Annotated in this window: 19 protein-coding genes; 17 read left to right on the top strand and 2 right to left on the bottom strand. The window is 72.0% G+C overall.

Going from position 1 to position 18,054, the window contains the following annotated elements; genetic code table 11:
- Positions 1-728 precede the first annotated feature (728 nt).
- The 12 genes from ACWEN0_RS48940 (at position 729) to ACWEN0_RS48885 (ending at position 10,629) form a co-directional block, all read left to right on the top strand.
- Positions 729-2,255, top strand: coding sequence for a sugar transferase (locus tag ACWEN0_RS48940; protein ID WP_451988611.1), 1,527 nt, complete (start codon positions 729-731; stop codon positions 2,253-2,255).
- A gap of 208 nt (positions 2,256-2,463) precedes the next feature.
- Positions 2,464-3,078, top strand: coding sequence for a malonic semialdehyde reductase (locus ACWEN0_RS48935; protein WP_451988610.1), 615 nt, complete (start codon positions 2,464-2,466; stop codon positions 3,076-3,078).
- Positions 3,079-3,210: 132 nt separating this feature from the next.
- On the top strand, positions 3,211-5,238 hold the full coding sequence (gene thrS / locus ACWEN0_RS48930; protein WP_451988609.1) for a threonine--tRNA ligase: 2,028 nt from the start codon (positions 3,211-3,213) through the stop codon (positions 5,236-5,238).
- Positions 5,235-5,777: an HIT family protein gene (locus ACWEN0_RS48925; RefSeq protein ID WP_451988608.1), complete on the top strand. Its 543-nt coding sequence runs from the start codon at positions 5,235-5,237 to the stop codon at positions 5,775-5,777. The genes thrS and ACWEN0_RS48925 overlap by 4 nt, the downstream gene beginning before the upstream one ends.
- A 63-nt stretch (positions 5,778-5,840) precedes the next feature.
- Positions 5,841-6,362 (top strand): MarR family winged helix-turn-helix transcriptional regulator, encoded by a 522-nt coding sequence (locus ACWEN0_RS48920; RefSeq protein WP_451988607.1) that lies wholly within the window; start codon positions 5,841-5,843, stop codon positions 6,360-6,362.
- Between the two features lie 89 nt (positions 6,363-6,451).
- Positions 6,452-7,078 carry a phosphatidylinositol phosphate synthase gene (gene pgsA / locus ACWEN0_RS48915; protein ID WP_451988606.1) on the top strand — a complete coding sequence of 209 codons (627 nt, stop codon included), beginning with the start codon at positions 6,452-6,454 and terminating at the stop codon, positions 7,076-7,078.
- On the top strand, positions 7,075-7,992 hold the full coding sequence (locus ACWEN0_RS48910; RefSeq protein ID WP_451988605.1) for a phosphatidylinositol mannoside acyltransferase: 918 nt from the start codon (positions 7,075-7,077) through the stop codon (positions 7,990-7,992). Before pgsA ends, ACWEN0_RS48910 begins: the two co-directional genes overlap by 4 nt.
- 18 nt (positions 7,993-8,010) lie before the next feature.
- A complete protein-coding gene (locus ACWEN0_RS48905; RefSeq protein ID WP_451988613.1) occupies positions 8,011-9,156 on the top strand; it encodes a glycosyltransferase family 4 protein in 1,146 nt (381 codons plus the stop codon).
- The gene (locus ACWEN0_RS48900; protein ID WP_451988604.1) at positions 9,153-9,635 is read left to right on the top strand and encodes an NUDIX hydrolase; all 483 of its coding nucleotides are present in this window, start codon (positions 9,153-9,155) and stop codon (positions 9,633-9,635) included. Before ACWEN0_RS48905 ends, ACWEN0_RS48900 begins: the two co-directional genes overlap by 4 nt.
- Position 9,636: 1 nt before the next feature.
- Complete coding sequence (locus ACWEN0_RS48895) at positions 9,637-9,891, top strand: hypothetical protein (protein ID WP_451988603.1); 255 nt, start codon at positions 9,637-9,639, stop codon at positions 9,889-9,891.
- Positions 9,892-9,939: 48 nt separating this feature from the next.
- The gene (locus tag ACWEN0_RS48890) at positions 9,940-10,113 is read left to right on the top strand and encodes a hypothetical protein (protein WP_451988602.1); all 174 of its coding nucleotides are present in this window, start codon (positions 9,940-9,942) and stop codon (positions 10,111-10,113) included.
- A 12-nt stretch (positions 10,114-10,125) separates the two neighbouring features.
- Positions 10,126-10,629 (top strand): XdhC family protein, encoded by a 504-nt coding sequence (locus tag ACWEN0_RS48885; RefSeq protein WP_451988601.1) that lies wholly within the window; start codon positions 10,126-10,128, stop codon positions 10,627-10,629.
- 56 nt (positions 10,630-10,685) lie between these two features.
- Here the strand turns inward: ACWEN0_RS48885 and ACWEN0_RS48880 are convergent, their stop codons facing one another.
- The gene (locus ACWEN0_RS48880) at positions 10,686-12,794 is read right to left on the bottom strand and encodes an elongation factor G-like protein EF-G2 (protein ID WP_451988600.1); all 2,109 of its coding nucleotides are present in this window, start codon (positions 12,792-12,794) and stop codon (positions 10,686-10,688) included.
- Positions 12,795-12,913: 119 nt separating this feature from the next.
- Between ACWEN0_RS48880 and ACWEN0_RS48875 the strand changes: the two genes are divergently transcribed.
- The 3 genes from ACWEN0_RS48875 (at position 12,914) to pdxS (ending at position 16,360) form a co-directional block, all read left to right on the top strand.
- Positions 12,914-14,335: an FAD-binding oxidoreductase gene (locus ACWEN0_RS48875; protein WP_451988599.1), complete on the top strand. Its 1,422-nt coding sequence runs from the start codon at positions 12,914-12,916 to the stop codon at positions 14,333-14,335.
- Between the two features lie 32 nt (positions 14,336-14,367).
- On the top strand, positions 14,368-15,351 hold the full coding sequence (locus ACWEN0_RS48870; protein ID WP_451988598.1) for a DUF5937 family protein: 984 nt from the start codon (positions 14,368-14,370) through the stop codon (positions 15,349-15,351).
- Between the two features lie 88 nt (positions 15,352-15,439).
- Positions 15,440-16,360 (top strand): pyridoxal 5'-phosphate synthase lyase subunit PdxS, encoded by a 921-nt coding sequence (pdxS, locus tag ACWEN0_RS48865; protein WP_451988612.1) that lies wholly within the window; start codon positions 15,440-15,442, stop codon positions 16,358-16,360.
- 4 nt (positions 16,361-16,364) lie between these two features.
- On the opposite strand, the gene ACWEN0_RS48860 is transcribed toward pdxS, so the two are convergent.
- Positions 16,365-16,928, bottom strand: coding sequence for a helix-turn-helix domain-containing protein (locus ACWEN0_RS48860; protein ID WP_451988597.1), 564 nt, complete (start codon positions 16,926-16,928; stop codon positions 16,365-16,367).
- 68 nt (positions 16,929-16,996) lie between these two features.
- On the opposite strand from ACWEN0_RS48860, the gene ACWEN0_RS48855 reads away from it, so the two are divergent.
- Together ACWEN0_RS48855 and ACWEN0_RS48850 are read left to right on the top strand one after the other, a co-directional pair.
- Positions 16,997-17,689, top strand: coding sequence for an AzlC family ABC transporter permease (locus ACWEN0_RS48855; protein WP_451988596.1), 693 nt, complete (start codon positions 16,997-16,999; stop codon positions 17,687-17,689).
- Positions 17,689-18,009: an AzlD domain-containing protein gene (locus ACWEN0_RS48850; RefSeq protein ID WP_451988595.1), complete on the top strand. Its 321-nt coding sequence runs from the start codon at positions 17,689-17,691 to the stop codon at positions 18,007-18,009. The genes ACWEN0_RS48855 and ACWEN0_RS48850 overlap by 1 nt, the downstream gene beginning before the upstream one ends.
- The last annotated feature ends 45 nt before the right edge of the window (positions 18,010-18,054 follow it).

The following is an 18,054-nucleotide window of genomic DNA, read 5'->3' as shown; positions in this document are numbered from 1 at the left end:
CCTGTGGGGGCCGCGCCCCCACGCCCCCGCCGGGGGGCGAGCCCCCCGGACCCCCCGCGTGTGGTCGGCCTGTGGGGTTCGTCACCACTTAAGCGGAGTGAACGGTCCGTTCGGATCTTCCGTATCTCCTGGTGAGGCTGGTTCCAGCCCGCGCCGTACGGCTACTGGAAGCTTCCTCTGGAGGCTGTCGTTGCGGCGGGCTTCTGTCGAATCTTTGCCGTGGGAGGTTTGCCGTGGTGCTCGGGGTGTCCTGGCCGGGGGACTTGTGACGGAAACCCGCTCGTGTGACGAATTGGCGTCGTACGTCACTGCTTGATCGACAAGTGTCCGCGAAAACCCGGCCGCAGTGCGGTTGTGGTCCACTGTGGACCGGTGGTCCGCCGCAGTGTCCACAGTAGATTCGCCGGGCCCGTTCGGCCGTTCGGAAGAGCGTGGGTCCACCCGGGTGCGGGTATTGCTCCATTGGCTACATTCCGTAGTTTTTCCGGGGATACGCCCTATTACGCATCGTCATCATCTTGTTATGTTGCGGCCATTTTCTGGCGGGAAACACGCGCTGCATGTGGCTGGAAATCCTTGTAACGATGCTGAGAGGGTCGCCGATACCTTGCCGTGTGAAGCCTCTGCTGGCTCCGCGTGAGACCCGAGTCGTGATGACGCTCCGAAATCACTTTCGGTGACGCTGCGTGCCCGCAGATCCAAACCCGATCCCTGATCCGGGAGGTCAGATGGAAGAGTCGGTGCGGCCGTCTTACACGGTGAGCCAGCCACCGCCGCACATCGACCTCCAGGCCATTCCCCGACCCGCCCAGCGGGACGAGCAGCCGGCCGAAGCGGCCGACACGCCGTCCCCGAGAGCCCTGCCGGCGGCCTGGGAGGCCCGATACAGAGCCTGGGTGATCGGCAGCGACGTCTTCATCACGCTGCTGGTGATCGCGATCAGCGCGTTCGTCATCGATCGCGTTGCCCCGCACGACATGCACGCCTTCGGCACGATGCTCGCCATCTTCGTCTCCCTGCCTGTCAGCCGGGCGTGGAGCCCGCGCGTGCTGGGGGAGGGCGCGGAGGAGTACCGCACCCTCGGCCGCGGCTTCATCACCGCCGCCGTCCTGGTCGCGCTGGGCGGGCTGCTGTTCGGTGCGCTCGAGGTCCAGGTCTGGGTGTTCATCGTCGTCCCGGCGATCGCGCTCGTCGCGTTCCCGCAGCGCTACCTGCTGCGCCAGGTGCTGCACCGCAAGCGCGCCAAGGGACTCTGCCTGCTGCCGGTGCTGGCGGCGGGCAGCCCGGATACCGTCGCCGACCTGATCGCGCGCACCAAGTCCGAGGTGCACGTCGGGTGGCGCGTCGAGGCGGCCTGCACATTCACCGGGCACGGCGCCGACCGCGACAGCGGCGAGATCGACGGTGTCCCGGTGGTCGGGAGGCTGGAGGAGCTTTCCCGGTACGTGCGCCGCGGCGGCTACCGCGTCGTCGCGATCACGGCCGACCAGTACTGGACGCCGAAGCGGCTGCAGCGGCTGGCCTGGGACATGGAGGGCACCGGCGCGGAGATGGTCGTGGCCCCCGTGCTGATGGAGGTCGCCGGGCCGCGGCTCAACGTCACCGGCGTGCTGGGGATGCCCCTGCTGCGCGTCACGGCACCGATGTTCACCGGCGGCCGCCGCGTGGTGAAGGAGATCGTGGACCGGGCGGGCTCGGCGCTGCTGCTGACCCTGATCTCCCCGCTGCTGCTGGTGATCGCGCTGGCGATCAAGCTGAACGACCGCGGCCCGGTGATCTACCGCCAGCGCCGCGTCGGCCGCGACGGCGCGACGTTCACGATGCTCAAGTTCCGCACGATGGTCACCAACGCCGACGAAATCCGGAAGACGCTCGAAGCGGACAACGAGGGTGCGGGCCCGTTGTTCAAGATGAAGCGCGATCCGCGGATCACCCGCGTGGGTGGTTTCCTGCGCCGGTATTCGCTCGACGAGGTGCCCCAGCTGTTCAACGTCGTCTCCGGGAAGATGTCGCTCGTCGGCCCGCGGCCGCCGCTGCCGGAGGAGACGGCCCAGTACGCGCCGGACGCCCGCCGCCGGCTCCTGGTGAAGCCGGGGCTGACCGGCCTGTGGCAGGTCAGCGGGCGCAGCGACCTGACGTGGGCCGAGAGCATCCGGCTCGACCTGCGCTACGTCGAGGACTGGTCGCTGGCCCTGGACCTGGTGATCCTCTGGAAGACCTTCCGCGCGGTCATGGGCGGGCAGGGCGCCTACTGACCCGTCCGGCCGCGCCGCGCACCACGGCCGCCGATCCCCACCGCGGGGGGTCGGCGGCCGTGTCCGTTCCGGGGCGGTGCCCGGTCGGGTGACGGTTCGTCGCGGCTCGTGCGCGCGTGTGATCCACGCAACTGATTGAACGCGAAATAGTTCAACGCTCAACCTGGTTGTGCGGGGTAACCGACCCAACGGAAGGAAGCCCAGCCCCATGACCACCTTTGCCGAGCAGACCGAAGGCCTCCAGGTCCCCGCGGACGTCCAGAACCTCCTCTTCCGCGAGGCGCGGACGGCCAACAGTTTCAGCTCCGAGCCGGTGACCGAGGAGCAGGTCCGCGCGATCTACGACCTCGTCAAGTGGGCCCCGACGTCGATGAACACCCAGCCGTTGCGCGCGCTGGTGCTCCGCACCGCCGAGGCGAAGGCCCGCCTGCTGCCGCACATGGCCCCGGGCAACCGGGACAAGACCGAAGCCGCCCCGCTGACCGTCGTGCTCGCCGCGGACGTCGACTTCCACGAGAACATCCCGCAGGTCTTCCCGCACGCCCCGCAGGTGAAGGACAACTTCTCCGACGAGCAGGGCCGCGTCGAGTTCTCCAAGCTGAACTCGCTGCTGCAGGTCGGCTACTTCATCATCGGCGTCCGCGCCGCGGGCCTGGCCGCCGGGCCGATGACCGGCTTCGACGCCGCCGGTGTCGACGACGAGTTCTTCGCGGACAAGAAGTGGCGCTCGCTGGTCGTCGTCAACGTCGGCAAGCCGGGCGAGAACCCGTGGTTCGACCGCCTGCCGCGGCTGGACTTCGACCAGGTCGTCGAGACCCTCTGACGTGATCGGGCGGGCCGTCTCCGGAACCGGGGGCGGCCCGTTCGGCGTTCCCGGACGCGCGGTGAGGCGCGCGCGGGCCGCCGACTAGCATCGAGCACGTCATCTTTGTCACTCCAGTTTGAGGAGCCGATCGTGTCCCAGTCGCCCCCCGTTTCCCCCGTGGCCGCCTCCCGCGTGGTGGTACCGGCGGGCACTACGGCGGGCGCGGCCGTCCGTGAAGCCGGGCTGCCGACCAAGGGCGCGGACACGATCGTCGTCGTGCGCGACGCCGACGGGAAGCTGCGCGACCTCGCCTGGGCGCCGGAAACCGACGCCGAGGTCGAACCGGTCGCCGCGAACACCGAAGACGGGCGCAGCGTCATCCGCCATTCGGCGGCGCACGTGCTCGCCCAGGCCGTGCAGCAGCAGTTCCCGGGCGCCAAGCTCGGCATCGGCCCGCCGGTGAAGGACGGCTTCTACTACGACTTCGCCGTCGACACCCCGTTCACCCCGGAGGACCTGCAGGCGCTCGAAAAGCGCATGAAGCAGATCGTCAAGGGCGCCCAGCAGTTCTCCCGCCGCGTTTTCGACTCCGTCGACGAGGCCAAGAAGGAACTGGCGGACGAGCCGTTCAAGCTCGAGCTGGTCGACCTCAAGTCCGAAGTGGACACCTCGGAGGTCATGGAGGTGGGCGAGGGCGAGCTCACCATCTACGACAACCTCGACCCGCGCACCAAGGAACGTGTCTGGAGTGACCTCTGCCGCGGTCCGCACGTGCCGACCACGAAGTTCATCCCGGCGTTCAAGCTGACCCGCGTCGCCGCGGCGTACTGGCGCGGCAGCGAGAAGAACCCGCAGCTGCAGCGGATCTACGGCACGGCGTGGGAGTCGGCGGAGGCGCAGGACGCGTACCTCGAGCGCATCGCCGAGGCCGAGCGCCGCGACCACCGCAAGCTCGGCGCCGAGCTGGACCTGTTCTCCTTCCCCGAAGAGATCGGTTCCGGCCTGCCGGTGTTCCACCCCAAGGGCGGCATCATCCGCCGCGAGCTGGAGAACTACTCGCGCCGCCGCCACGAGGAGGCCGGCTACGAGTTCGTGAACACCCCGCACATCAGCAAGGGCGAGCTGTTCCACACCTCCGGCCACCTGCCGTACTACGCGGACACGATGTTCCCGCCGGTGCAGTTCGACGAGGAGAACTACTACCTCAAGGCCATGAACTGCCCGATGCACAACCTGATCTTCCGCTCGCGCGGGCGGTCCTACCGCGAGCTGCCGCTGCGGCTGTTCGAGTTCGGCACCGTCTACCGCTACGAGAAGTCGGGTGTCGTGCACGGTCTCACCCGCGTCCGCGGGCTGACGATGGACGACTCGCACATCTACTGCACCAAGGAGCAGATGCCGGGCGAACTGCGCTCGCTGCTGAAGTTCGTCCTCGACCTGCTCGCCGACTACGGCCTCTCCGACTTCTACCTCGAGCTGTCCACCCGCGGCGACTCCGACAAGTTCATCGGCGAGGACTGGGAGTGGGAGGAGGCCACCGAGACGCTGCGGCAGGCCGCCGTCGACTCCGGCCTCGAGCTGGTCCCGGACCCGGGCGGCGCGGCGTTCTACGGCCCGAAGATCTCGGTGCAGGCCAAGGACGCGATCGGCCGCACCTGGCAGATGTCGACCATCCAGCTGGACTTCAACCAGAACAAGCGGTTCGAGCTCGAGTACACCGCGCCCGACGGCTCGCGCCAGCGCCCGGTGATGATCCACCGCGCGCTGTTCGGCTCCATCGAGCGGTTCTTCGGCGTGCTGACCGAGCACTACGCGGGCGCGTTCCCGGCGTGGCTCTCGCCGGTGCAGGTGGTCGGCATCCCGATCACCGCCGACCAGGTCGAGTACCTGCAGGACGTCGAGAAGGCGTTGCGCGCCAAGGGGATCCGCGCGGAGGTCGACGCCAGCGACGACCGCATGCAGAAGAAGATCCGCACGCACACCACGCAGAAGGTGCCCTTCATGCTGCTGGCCGGCGCGAAGGACGTCGAGGCGGGCGCGGTGTCGTTCCGCTTCCGCGACGGCGGCCAGATCAACGGCGTGCCGGTGGCCGACGCCGTCGAGGCCATCGCCGGCTGGATCGAGCGCCGCGAGAACGCGTCGCCGTCGGCCGAGGCGCTGGAGACGGTCGTTCGGTGAGCGACGGTCCCGAGCTCGTCGAGCAGCAGGGGATCGGGGTCCAGGACGCGTTCCGGCGCCTCTGGACCCCGCACCGGATGGCCTACATCAAGGGCCAGGACAAGCCGGACGACGACGAGGACGCCGGCTGCCCGTTCTGCCGCATCCCGTCGCTGGACGACAAGACGGGCCTGATCGTCGCGCGCGGCGAAGGCGTGTACGCGGTGCTGAACCTGTACCCGTACAACCCGGGGCACCTGATGGTCGTGCCCTACCGGCACGTCGCGGACTACACCGAGCTGACGGTCGAGGAGACGCGCGAGGTCGCGGAGTTCACCCAGCACGCGATGAAGGTGATCCGGGCGGTGTCCGGCGCGCACGGGTTCAACATCGGCCTGAACCAGGGCGTGATCGCGGGCGCGGGCATCGCGGCGCACCTGCACCAGCACCTGGTGCCGCGCTGGGGCGGCGACGCGAACTTCATGCCGGTCATCGGCCAGACGAAGGTTCTTCCCCAACTGCTCGGCGAGACGCGGGACCTGCTCGCCGACGCCTGGTGAACCCCTCGAACGCCGTAACCGTCAAACCGTAATTGAGTGTTCAACCGCGGGTATGATGGGGCTATGTCCGAAACCCGATGGCTCAGCGACGACGAGCAGCGCGTCTGGCGTGAGTTCAACGCGGCCACCCGCATGCTCAGCGCGCACCTCGAGGGCCAGCTGCAGCACGACTCGGGCATGCCGCACACGTACTACGAAGTCCTCGTGTCCCTTTCGGAGGCTCCCGGCCGCCGGCTGCGGATGAGCGAGCTCGCCGACGCGCGGCAGGCGTCGCGAAGCCGGCTCTCGCACGCCGTCGCACGGCTGGAGGCCAACGGCTGGGTGCGCCGCGAAGCCTGCCCGACCGACAAGCGCGGTGCCTGGGCCGTCCTCACGAAGGAAGGCTTCGCCGCGCTCGAGGCGGCCGCGCCGGGCCACGTCGAGGCCGTCCGGGAGAGCCTTTTCGACCCGCTGACGCCCGAGCAGGTCGCCGCGCTGGGCGAGATCAGCGCCGCGATCCGCGAGCGCCTTTCGCCGAAGTGCGCCGCCGCGCAGGCCGCCGAAGAGGCGCGGGAACACGAGGGCGAGCTCACCAAATCGGGCTGAGCCGGGGCGGCGCGTCGGGTTCGCCGAGGCGGGTGGATAGGCTGCATTCGCCCACCCGACCCTCGTAGCCAGGTGCCTCAGACGATCCGATGCTCAATATCTTCGCGCGTGCCTCCGTTTCCCGCGTCACCGATCCGATCGGCCAGGCGCTGGTCCGCGTCGGGCTGACCCCGAACGTGATGACCGTGCTCGGCACCGCCGGCGCCGTCGTCTGCGCCCTGGCCTTCTTCCCGAACGGCTACCTGCTCTGGGGCACCTTCACGGTGTGGGGCTTCGCCATGCTCGATCTCCTCGACGGCGCGATGGCCCGCGCCCGCGGCTACGGCACCCCGTTCGGCGCGGTGCTCGACGCGACCTGCGACAGACTGGTCGACGGCGCGCTGTTCGCCGCCATCGCCTGGTGGTGCTTCGTCGTCGACGACAACCACCCGGCCGCCGCCGCGGCCCTGCTGTGCCTGGTGCTCGCCCAGGTCATCTCCTACGTCAAGGCCCGCGCCGACGCCTCCGGCCTGCCGGTGGACGGTGGGCTCGTCGAACGCGCCGAGCGGCTGATCATCGCCCTGGTCGGCACCGGCCTGCACGGCTTCGGCATCCCGTACACCGTCGACGTCACGCTCTGGCTCCTGGCCGTCCTGTCGGTCATCACGCTGCTGCAGCGCTTCGCGGCGGTGGCGAAGGCGGCTCGCGAGGCCGCCGCGGGGGAGCAGCCGGCATGAGCAGGCTGTCGGATCGGCTCAGCGTCTTCGGCTACACGGCCGGGTGGAAGCTGGCCGGCTGGCTGCCCGCCGGGTTCGGCAGCACGGTCTTCTCGCTCGGCGCGGACCTCGCCGTCAAGCGTGACGGCGGGGGCGTGCGGCAGCTGCGCGCCAACCTCGCCCGCGTCGTGCCGCAGGCGGACGAGGTCGAGATGGACGAGCTGACGCGGCGCGCGATGCGCTCGTACGCCCGCTACTGGCACGAGACGTTCCGGCTGCCCTCGATGGACCACAAGGAGGTCAGCGGCAGGGTCGCGGCGTCGATCACCGGCGTCGAGAACCTCGACGCGGCGCTCGCCGACGGCAACGGCGCGGTGATGGCGCTGCCGCACAGCGGCAACTGGGACATCGCCGGCGTGTGGCTGGCCGACTACCTCGGCGGCTTCACGACCGTCGCCGAGCGGCTCAAGCCCGAGTCGCTCTACCGCCGGTTCGTCGAGTACCGCGAGTCGCTCGGCTTCGAGATCGTGCCGCTGACCGGCGACAGCTCGGCGATGCGCGTGCTGCTGAAGCGGCTGCGCGAGAACAAGGCCGTCTGCCTGGTCGGCGACCGCGACCTGACCAACAGCGGCATCCCGGTGAAGTTCTTCGGCGAGCAGGCGCGCTTTCCCGGCGGCCCGGCCCGGCTGGCCGCCACGACCGGCGCGGCCCTGATCCCGGCCGGCTGCTGGTTCACCGAGGACGGCTGGCAGATCCGGCTGCACCCGCGCATCCGCGTCACCGCGCGCGCCGAGGTCGCGGCCGCGACCCAGGCCCTGGCCGACGTCTTCGCCGGCGACATCGCCGCGCACCCCGCCGACTGGCACATGCTGCAGAAGTTCTGGCCCGCCGACCTCGACGCGGGCGAACGGGTCGGCCTGGAAGAAGCGAGCTGAGCCGTGGCCACGCGTCCGCTGCGGGTCGGGATCGTCTGCCCCTACTCGTTCGACGTGCCCGGCGGGGTCCAGGGGCACGTCATCGACCTGACGAAGGCGTTGCTGGCGCGCGGGCACAAGGTGTCCGTACTGGCGCCCGCCGACGACGACGCGGACCTGCCCGAGTTCGTCCACCCGGCGGGCAAGGCGCTCGGCATCCCGTACAACGGCTCGGTCGCGCGGCTGCAGTTCGGTCCGGTGTCCTACGCGCGGGTGCGCCGCTGGATCCGCGACGGCGACTTCGACGTCCTGCACCTGCACGAGCCCGCCGCGCCGAGCCTTTCGCTGCTGGCGCTGCTCATCGCGGACGGCCCGATCGTGGCGACGTTCCACACCGCGACCACGCGCTCGCGCACGCTGTCGGCGTTCCAGCCGGTGCTGCGGCCGCTGCTGGAGAAGATCACCGCGCGGATCGCCGTGTCCGCGCTGGCCCGCCGGGTCCAGGTGGAGCACGCGGGCGGCGACGCCGTGGAGATCCCGAACGGCGTCGACGTCGAGTTCTTCTCGTCCGCGACGCCGCTGCCGGGCTACCCGCGGGCGGGCGGGACGGTCGGGTTCGTCGGCCGGTTCGGCGAGCCGCGCAAGGGCATGGGTGTCCTGCTGGAGGCGCTGCGGCGGATCCTGCCGGAGTTCGAGGACCTGCGGCTCGTCGTGGTCGGCCGGGGCGACGAAGACCAGCTGCGCCGCGACGCCGGTCCCGGGCTGGCGCCGCACTTGGAGCTGCTGGGCCAGGCCGACGACGGCGTCAAAGCCCAGGCGCTGCGCAGTGTCGACGTCTACTGCGCGCCCAACACCGGCGGCGAGAGCTTCGGGATGATCCTCACCGAAGCGATGGCGGCGGGTACCCCGGTGCTGGCCAGCGACCTCGACTCCTTCCGGCGGGTCCTCGACGACGGCCGCGCCGGGCTGCTCGTCGAAACCGGTGACCCGGCGGCACTGGCGGACGGCCTGCGCGAGCTGCTCGGCGACCCGGCGCGCCGGGCGTCGCTGGCCGCCGCGGCGGGGGAGCGCGTCACGATGTTCGACTGGACGGTGGTGGCCACCCAGGTGCTGCGGGTCTACGAGACGGCGATCGCCGCCGACCCCCGGCGCGTCGCGGCGCCGGAGCGGGAGCTCGCCCGGTGAGCGTGCTCGGCTGGCTGCTGCCCCTGGTGGCGCTGATCGTGGTGCTGGGCGGGCTGTTCCTGGTGGCGACGGCGAACCGGCTGGACCGGCTGCACGTCCGGATGGACGCCGGCTGGGCGGCCCTCGACGCGGCCCTGGCGCGCCGGGCGGTCGTGGCCCGGGCGGTCGCGGCGGTGCTCGGCGACACGGCGTTGCGGACGTCGGCCGAGCAGGCCGAAGCGGCACCGCGGGCGGACCGCGAGTCCGCGGAGAACGAGCTGACGCTGCAGCTGAGCCGCGCCGACCGGGCGGGCCTGCCGACCGAGCTGGCCGAGGAGCTGACTGACGCCGAGCACCGGGTGGTGATCGCCCGCCGCGTCCACAACGACGCCGTCCGCGACACCCTGCGCCTGCGCCGGCGGCGCAAGGTGCGCTACTTCAGGCTGGCGGGCACGGCGCCGCTGCCGGAGTACTTCGAGTTCGCCGAGCCGGAGGTCTGAGATGTGGTGGGTGGTGCTCGAGGAGCAGCGCGGCACGGGGAACAGCCGGAGCTGGTCGCTGTCGGAGACGTCCTCCCACGACGACCGGGCGACGGCCGAGGCCGAGGCGCTGCGGCTGGCCCGCGAGTACGAGCCCTTCCACCCGTGGTCGCCGAAGTCGCGGAAGGTCCTGCGGGGCGTGGGCGGGTACCTCGTGATCGTCGAGGGACAGACGTCGGCGTTCCACTTCCGGTTGAGCGTGCTCGAAGAAGTCTGAAACCGTTCGCCCGGCGGTGACGTCGTACCGGCGTGAGCGCGTGGTGGGGTGATCGTCGAAGAGCAGGTCGGCGCGCACCTGCCGGCCAAGCAGCACCGGCCGCCGCGGCCGTCGTCGCCGCAGGAGCGGCTCGTGGTGCGCGTGACCGACGGGTACCTGGTGCTGGTCAAGGGCAAGACCGATCTGTGGCCGTTTCGCGTGACGGTCGGCGAACAGGCCTGACAGACTGGGTGCATGAGTGAGACCTGCGACGTCGCCCACGGCACGGCGGCGGCCGACCCGGACGCGCGGACGCTGGTGGCGGTGTTCGCGTCGCCGGTTTCGCGGCACCTGCTGACGTTCGCGCGGGAGCTGGGCTACCAGGTCGCGCTGTACGAGCCCGATCCCGCGCGGGCCACCGACGGGCCCGACGGCGTCGAGGCGGACACCGCGATGCCGGCCCTGGACGGCTCGGCGGACGTCGTCGTCACCGACCACCACCGGCCCGAGCTCGGCGAGGTGCTCAAGGCCGCGCTGGCGGAGGAGCCGCGGTGGATCGGGGTGCTCGGCAACCCGCGTCACCCCGGGCCGCACGAGGCCGCGCTGCGGGGACTCGGCGTGGCGGAAGCGGACATCGCCCGGGTGCACCGGCCGGTCGGGCTCAACATCGGCTCGCGCACGCCGCCGGAGATCGCGGTGGCGACGCTGGCGGGCCTGCTGGCCGACCGCAACGGCCGTCCGGGCGGCTTCGACTTCTGACGCCGGTCGTGAGGGGGAACAGGGCCGGCACGCTGTCTCCCCTCACGAGCCCGGCGTCAGTGCACCGCCATCCCTTCCGGCATCGGCTCGAACCGCGCGTGGCGGCGGGTGAACGTCGCCGTGCCCGACGTCATCGAGCGCAGGTCGATCAGGTAGCGGACCAGCTCCGTCGCCGGGACCTCCGCCCGGATCACCGTCCGGCCGCCGTCGCCGGCTTCGGTGCCCAGCACCCGGCCGCGGCGTGAGGAAAGGTCGCCGAGCACCGTGCCGAGGTGCTCGTCGGGCAGCCGGATCGCCACCTCTTCCAGGGGTTCCAGCATCGTGATGTGCCCGCTGGCCGCGGCTTCCCGCAGCGCCAGCGCCCCGGCCGTCTGGAACGCCGCGTCCGACGAGTCCACGCTGTGCGCCTTGCCGTCGACCAGCGTCACCTTGACGTCGACCACCGGGTGCCCGTCGGCCAGCCCGCGCGCCAGCTGGGCCCGCACGCCCTTCTCGACGCTCGGGATGAACTGGTGCGGCACCGCACCGCCGACCACCTTGTCCACGAACTCGAACCCGCCGCCGCGCGGCAGCGGCTCGACCTCGATGTCGCACACGGCGAACTGGCCGTGCCCGCCGGACTGCTTGACGTGCCGGCCGTGGCCCTTGGCCGGCTTGGCGAACGTCGAGCGCAGGCTGATCTTCACCGGCTCGGTCTCGACGTCCGCCCCACCCGCGCGCAGCCGCGAGAGCACGACGTCGGCGTGGGCCTCACCCATGCACCACAGCACCAGCTGGCTGGTCTCGGCGTTGCGGTCGAGCCGCAGCGTCGGGTCGCCGGCGACCAGCCGGGACAGGTTGCGCGCCAACGTGTCTTCGTCGCTGCGGGTCTTCGCGACCACCGCCACCGGCAGCAGCGGCTCCGGCATCGCCCACGGTTCCATCAGCAACGGCTCGTCCGGCGACGAGACCGTGTCGCCGGTTTCCGCCGAGCCGACCTTCGTGAGCGCGCAGAGGTCACCCGCGACGCAGTACGGCACCTCCCGCAGGTTCGCGCCGAGCGGGGAGTAGAGGTGCGCGACGCGCTCGTCGGCGTCGTGGTCCTCGTGCCCGCGTTCGGCGAGGCCGTGCCCGGACACGTGCACCGGCCGCTCCGGGCGCAGCGTCCCGGAGAACACCCGGACGAGGGACACCCGGCCGACGTAGGAGTCGACGGCCGTCCGGACGACCTCCGCGGCGAGGGGTCCCGCGGGGTCGGCGGTGATGGCGGTGTGCGTCCCGCCGTCCGGCGTCGTGACGTCGGGCGGCTTGTGCTCGAGCGGCGACGGGAACGCGCGGACGATCCCGTCGAGCACCTCGGCCAGGCCGATCCCGCTGGTCGCGCACACCGGGATGACCGGGTGGAACGACCCGCGCGCGACGGCGGTCTCGAGGTCGGAGATGAGGGTGTCCTCGTTGATCTCCTCGCCGGCGAGGTACCGGTCCATCAGGGACTCGTCCTCGCTCTCGGCGATGATGCCTTCGATCAGCTCGTTGCGGGCCTCGGCCATCCGCTCGAGGTCGGCCGGGTCCGGCGCGCCGACCTTCGGCGGGTGCCCGGCGGAGTAGTCGAAGTACCGCTGGGTGATGAGCCCGACCAGGCCGTCGCCCGCGGGCAGGTACAGCGGCAGCACGCCGGCGCCGAACGCGGCCTGGCAGGCGGCGATCTCGGCCATGGCGTCGGCCCGGTGGTGGTCGAGCCGGGAGACGACGACCGCGCGCGGCATGCCCACCGCGGCGCACTCCTCCCACACCGCGACCGTCGCCGCGTCCACGCCCTCGGCGGCGCAGACGACGAACAACGCCGCGTCGGCCGCGCGGAGCCCGGCGCGCAGCTCCCCGACGAAGTCCGCGTACCCGGGGGTGTCGATCAGGTTGATCTTGTGGCCCTGGTGCAGCACCGGTGCCACCGAGAGGCCGACCGAACGCTGCTGGCGGACCGCCGCGGGGTCGTGGTCGCACACCGTCGTGCCCTCGACGACCGAGCCCGCGCGCGGCACCGTGCCGGACGCGGCGAGCAGGGCCTCGGTGAGGGTCGTCTTCCCGGAGCCGGACGGGCCGACGAGCACGACGTTGCGGACCTTCGCGGGGTCGTCCACAGCGACGGCGGCCCCGGTGTCGGCGTTCTTGGCTTGTTTGTCTGCCATGACGACTCCTCGGCGAACGGCTGGTGTACGGGATGTGTCCTCGATCACACACCCGCTACCCTGGTCACGGCAAGGCAGGGCTCCCGGGACCAGCCGAATGCCCGGGCGGGGGGAGCGGCATGGACGGGCGGGCGTTCTCCCGGGGGCCGGGAACGGTTCCGGCGCCGTGGCCGCCGCCCGCGGACTGGGCGCGGCTGCGCCGCCGGCTCAGCGGGCCGGTGGTCCGGCCGGGCGACGCCGGCTACCCCGAAGCCAAGCGGGGCTTCTTCACGATGTACGACGACCGGGAGCCGGCGGCCGTGGTCGGCGCCGCGTGCGTCGAAGACGTCCGGGAAGCCGTCGGTTTCGCCGCCCGCCACGGGCTGCCGGTCGCCGCCCGCGGCGGCGGGCACGGCTACCCCGGTTACTCCACAGTGGACGGCGGGATCGTGGTGGACCTGAGCCGGTTTTCGGGCGCTGTCCTGCGCGCGGACGGCCGTGCCGTGGTCGGGGCGGGTGCCCGGCTGGGGCCGGTCTCGACGACGCTGGCCGCGGCGGGCCGGGTGCTCCCGGCGGGTGTCTGCGGCGCCGTCGGGATCGCCGGGCTCACCCTCGGCGGCGGGATCGGCGTGCTCGACCGCAAGTACGGGCTGACGTGCGACCTGCTCGAATCGGCGCGGATCGTCACCGCCGACGGCGAGGTGCGCACGGTGTCCGAGGCGGCCGGGGCCGACCTGTTCTGGGCGCTGCGCGGCGGCGGTGGCGGGAACTTCGGGATCGTCACCGGGTTCACCTTCCGGACGGTGCGGGCCGCCGACGTCGCCACCTATTTCCTGGCGTTCCCGGTGGCCGCGCAGGCGGCGCTGCTCGGCGCTTGGCAGGAGTGGCTGCCCGGGATGCCCGACGAGCTGTGGTCGGCGATCGACCTCGCGGCCGGCCACGCCTGGGTCAACGGCACCTTCCTCGGTCCCGAGACCAGGCTGGACGCCCTGCTCGACGACCTCGTCCGGCGGGTCGGCACCGCACCGGCCGAGCGGCGCCGGCGGGTGCGGGACCACCTGAGCGCGATGCGGTCCTTCGACGTCCGGGCCTCCCGGCCGCCCGCCCGGGAGGCCTACGCCGGGACTTCGCGGATGCTGACGCGGCCGGTCGCCGACCCGGCCGCGGTGGTGGCGGTGCTGACCCGCGACCCGGCGGTCACCACGCTCGTCGACTCCGGCGGCGGGGCCATCGCGCGCGTCGGCGCCCGCGACACGGCGTTCCCGCACCGGCGGGCGCTGGCGAGCTTCCAGTTCTTACGCGACGCGGGCCCGGCGGACGGCGGCGAAGCCGGAGCACGGCGTTCGTTGGCGGCCGTGCGGGACGCGCTCGGGCCGGAATTCGGCACGACCGGGTACGTCAACTACCTCGATCCCGAAATGCCGGATTGGGCCGAAGCTTATTACGGAGAGAATCTGCCGCGGCTGCGCGATGTCGCCCGGAAGTATGACGATCGAGGAATTTTCGCCTTCCCGCAAGGACTTTCCGTACCCCCCTCGACTGTCCACATCGGAAAGACTTAGACTGCGCGGAATTTCCGGCAGAGAGGCAGCGCGTGCTCGATCTGGCATTCTCCACAGAGGACCTGGCGCACACCCGCTTCGCGTTCTCCCCGGCGTGGGAGATCGTGGCGAGCGTCCGCGTCCTCAACCAGCCCGGGGAACACGCCCTGCACCTGCCGTGGGTCAAGCGCGCCACCGCGGCGCTCGACGAGGCCGGGCTGGACATCGGCCTGCTGCGCGAGCTCGTCCCGCTCCGGCACCTGCCCGGCTTCCTCGCCGGCACGCCGAAGACCCCCCTGCCCGTCCTGGCCGAAGAGCTCGCCGACCTGCGGGACGTGCCCGCCCGCGTCGTGCGGCGCGAGCTGGACGCGATGGCCGGGCCGCGCACACCGGCGCTGAACCGCTTCCACCGCGACCCCGAAGCCGGGCTCGACCGGCTCGCGGCGCTGATGGAGCGGTACTGGGACCTCGTGCTGGCGCCCGACTGGCCGCGGATCCGCGCGCTGCTCGAGGCCGACGTGCTGCACCGGTCGCGGCTGCTGGCCGAGGGCGGGGCCGCCGAGCTGTTCAACGACCTCACGCCGCTGGTCCGCTGGCAGGGCGGCACGCTCACGGTGGCGCACCGGCACCTGCACGCGGCCGTGCCGCTCGACGGGCGCGGCCTGGTCCTGGTGCCCTCGGCGTTCGTCTGGCCGCGGGTGTTCTCCAAGACCGACCCGCGCTGGCAGCCGGTGCTGCGCTACCCGCCGCGCGGGATCGCGACGCTGTGGGAGACCGGCACGGCCACCGCGCCCGGCGCACTGGCCGCCGTGGTGGGCCGCGGCCGGGCGATGCTGCTGACCGAGCTGACCGCGCCGGCGTCGACCGCCGAGCTGGCGCGCCGGACCCGGCTGAGCGCGGGCGCGGTGTCCCAGCACCTCGGCGCGCTGAAGGCTGCGGGCCTGGTCAGCGGGCACCGTGCCGGACGTCACGTGCTCTACGCGCGCACCAGGGCCGCGGAAGTGCTGGTCGCGGGCGTGCCGGAAGTGGACTCCTGAGATAGCCGCGTACTGGCCTGCGTGAAGGGTCCACCGTCGACCTACGCTCGGAGACGTACCCCCCGATTTCGTGTCGAAAGGCCTCGTCGTGTCCGAGCAGCAGACCACTCCCAGTGGCACCGTCCAGTCCGTCACCGGCACCGCCAAGGTGAAGCGCGGCATGGCCGAGATGCTCAAGGGCGGCGTGATCATGGACGTGGTCACCGCCGAGCAGGCCAAGATCGCCGAAGACGCCGGCGCGGTCGCGGTCATGGCGCTGGAGCGCGTGCCCGCGGACATCCGCGCCCAGGGCGGCGTCGCGCGGATGAGCGACCCCGACCTGATCGACGGCATCATCGAGACCGTCTCGATCCCGGTGATGGCGAAGGCCCGCATCGGCCACTTCGTCGAGGCGCAGGTCCTGCAGTCCCTCGGCGTCGACTACATCGACGAGTCCGAGGTGCTCACCCCGGCCGACTACGCCAACCACATCGACAAGTGGGCGTTCACGGTGCCCTTCGTCTGCGGCGCGACCAACCTCGGCGAGGCCCTGCGCCGGATCACCGAGGGCGCGGCGATGATCCGCTCCAAGGGCGAGGCCGGCACCGGCGACGTCTCCAACGCCACCACGCACATGCGGCAGATCCGCGCCGAAATCCGGAAGCTGTCCTCGCTGCCGGAGGACGAGCTGTTCGTCGCCGCCAAGGAGCTGCAGGCGCCGTACGAGCTCGTGAAGGAGGTGGCGCAGAACGGCAAGCTGCCGGTGGTGCTGTTCACCGCGGGCGGCATCGCCACCCCGGCCGACGCGGCGATGATGATGCAGCTCGGCGCCGAAGGCGTGTTCGTCGGCTCCGGCATCTTCAAGTCCGGCAACCCGGCCCAGCGCGCCGAGGCGATCGTCAAGGCCACGACGTTCTACGACGACCCGGACGTGCTGGCCAAGGTCTCGCGCGGCCTGGGCGAGGCCATGGTCGGCATCAACGTCGAGGAGCTCCCGGAGCCGCACCGCCTCGCCGAGCGCGGCTGGTGACTTCCTAGACGTACTCGGAGATCTCGACGCCGTAGGTACCCGGTTCGAGGGCTTCGAAGATGTGCGCGACGTCCCCGGGGTAGCAGATGTAGTCGCCGGGGAAGAGCTCTTCCGGGTCGTCCATGACGCCCACGCGCGCCCGGCCCGCACACAGCACGATGTGCTCGACCACTCCGGTCATGTGCGGGTCGGAGCGCCGCGGCGTGCCCGGCTCGCCGCGCACCACGTAGATGTCGCGGCGGGCGCCGGTCGGGCACGCCGACAGCAGCGTGCAGGCGTAGTCGGCGTGTTCGGCGAACACCGTCGGGCCCTTGCCCGCGCGGACGACGCGGACCTTCGGCCGTTCCGGCTCGACCAGCCGCGAGAACGGCACGTCGAGGGCGACGCCGAGCGCCCACAGGGTCTCGACGCTCGGGTTGCCGGTGCCCGACTCGAGCTGGGACAGCGTCGACTTGGCCAGGCCGGCGCGGCGCGCGACCTCGGTCAGGGACAAGCCCGCGCGCGTGCGTTCGCGGCGCAGCGAAGCCGCGATGATCTCCAGCGGTGCGCCCGTCGGTTCCTGCGCCATGCCGTTCGCTCCATCAGTCGTTCTGTTCGCCTTGACGAACGCGGGGCCTTGTGTTCACCATAGAACACATGCGTTCGATATGGCGAACACTCGATCGGGGTCTCGCCCGCGACATCGGCCTGGTCTGCCTCGCCGATTGTCTCGTGGGGGTGTCCTACGGTGCCATCGCGGTGAGCTCGGGCTTCCCGCTGTGGCTGCCGATGCTGATGTCGGTGCTGGTCTTCGCCGGCGCGTCGCAGTTCATGTTCATCGGGATCGTCGCCGCGGGCGGCAACCCGTTCGCGGCCGTCCTGGCCGGCCTGCTGGCCAACGCGCGGCACCTGCCCTTCGGCTTCACCATCGGCGACGTCCTGGGCAAGCGGTGGCCCGCGCGGCTGGCCGGCAGCCACCTGATGATCGACGAGTCGGTCGCGTTCGCGCTGGCCCAGCGCGAGGCCCACCACCGGCGCGCGGCGTACTGGGCCTGCGGGATCGGCCTGTTCGTCTGCTGGAACCTCGGCGTCGTCGCGGGCGCGTTCGCCGGGACGGCCATCAGCGACACCGACGTGTTCGGCCTGGACGCCGCCTTCCCGGCGGTGCTGCTGGCGCTGGTGCTGCCCTCGCTGCGCGACCGCGCGGCGCGGCTGCCGGTGCTGGCCGGCGTGGTGGTCGCCCTGGCGACGACGCCGTTCCTGCCGGCCGGGCTGCCCGTGCTGCTCGCGCTGGCGGGCGTGGTGGCCGGCGTCGCGGCGAAGGAGCCCGAAATGCAGGAGGCGAGCTGATGGACGGCGTGGACCTGCTGGTCGGCACGGCGGTGCTGGCCCTGGGGACGTTCGCGTTCCGGTTCGCCGGGCCGGTGCTGCGCAGCCGGGTGAAACTGTCGCCCCGCGCGGAGCGTTTGATGGCCCTGGCCGCGGTGGTGCTGCTGGCCGCGCTGGTGGCGGTCAGCGCGTTGACGGAGGGGCACGGGTTCGCGGGCTTCGCGCGGCCGGCGGGGGTGCTGGTCGCGGGGGTGCTGGCGTGGCGGAAGGCGCCGTTCGTGCTGGTGGTCGTGGCGGCCGCGGCCACGGCGGCGCTGCTGAGGCTGGCCGGGATCCCCTGAGCCGCGCGGCTGACCTGCCGTTAAGGCCGGGAGTGCGGGCGTCTA

It is taken from the genome of Amycolatopsis sp. NPDC004378 (genome assembly GCF_053602455.1).
Note: the sequence above shows the minus strand (reverse complement) of the source record. Positions and strands in the feature narration are given on the sequence as shown.